Below are 1,374 nucleotides of genomic sequence, written 5' to 3'. Positions count from 1 at the left end.
AGTAATAATGTGTTGGCTAGATTTCATCATACACTAACTAAGAAAGTTGGTTCATGCTTGAAAGATGGTACCAATAATGTTCTGAGCTTTCTGACCCACACAGCGATCGACCTTATGTGTCCTTCCTTGGATCTGTCGATTGCTTAGTCTCATTATTTGGTGAGGGTTGCCTCGCCAATATTTGTGACTCAAGAAGGGCCTGACGCCTGTCCCATTACTGTCTTGTCCAAGTATTTGGTTTTGTGACTCTTGACCATGATCATATAGTGAAGGAGTCAATAATGAATACCAGTACAATCTCATCTTATGTCATTGGTGGAGTGGATACTCATAAAGATATCCACGTTGCTGCCATCGTCAATGATTCTAATCAAGTATTATCAAGTGAATACTTCCCAGCAACCCGCCATGGATATAAGGAAATGCTAAAGTGGATGTCTTCATTTGGTAAAATATCACGTGTGGGTATTGAGTGTTCAGGGACGTATGGTTTGGGCTTGCTTCGTTATATGCAAAGCAGTGGCATTGAAGTATTGGAAGTAACAGCACCAGATAAGGTTGATCGAAGAAAACGAGGCAAGGATGACACAATAGACGCAGAAAATGCTGCTCATGCCGCGTATAGTAAATTACGCACGGTGACGCCAAAGACGCGAGATGGGATGGTTGAGTCGCTAAGAATACTTAAAGGTTGCCGTAAAACAGCAATGGCAGCTCGAACTGTTGCCCTTCAGATGATTAGAACGAGCATTGTATCTTCCCCCGACGAAATAAGAGATACATTAAGACATATGACTCGTATGACTTTGATTCGCACACTAGCATCAAGCAGACCTGATTTAACAGCTTACAAAAATATTTCTAGCGCATATAGGATCGTATTTAAATCCTTAGCTCGTCGATATCTTGAACTTCATGACGAGATTGCGGATTTAGATAAAATGATTTCTTCTATCGTTGACATGCTTGCCCCTGAATTAATCGAACAAAAAGCCGTTGGATACGAATCCGCCGCACAATTATTGATAACGTTGGGTGATAACCCTGAACGTTTAAACTCTGAATCTAGTTTTGCTGCGTTATGTGGAGTTAGCCCTATACCTGCATCCTCAGGAAAAACCAATAGACACAGGCTTAATCGAGGTGGTGATAGAGCTGCAAATAGTGCACTCCATATTATTGCGATTGGTAGACTTAGAACTGAGCAGCGTTCAAAGGATTATATCAAAAAACGAACGGCTGATGGATTATCAAAAATGGAAGCTATACGCTGCTTAAAGAGATACATAGCACGTGAAATTTATTACCTTTTGAAAAATAGAAACGCCTTAATCAACAGTATACAAATAACGACTTGACTCTTAGAAGGGCATC

General features: G+C 40.7%; 1 protein-coding gene. It reads left to right on the top strand.

All coding sequences use genetic code 11. The features are described 5' to 3' along the window. Positions 1 to 281 precede the first annotated feature (281 nt). Positions 282 to 1,358, top strand: coding sequence for an IS110 family transposase (locus R3X26_RS18725; protein ID WP_153446669.1), 1,077 nt, complete (start codon positions 282 to 284; stop codon positions 1,356 to 1,358). The last annotated feature ends 16 nt before the right edge of the window (positions 1,359 to 1,374 follow it).

It is taken from the genome of Vibrio sp. TH_r3, assembly GCF_033101115.1.
Lineage (GTDB): Bacteria > Pseudomonadota > Gammaproteobacteria > Enterobacterales > Vibrionaceae > Vibrio.
The sequence above is the reverse complement of the archived record's forward strand: the minus strand, read 5'-3'. Positions and strand labels throughout refer to the sequence as shown.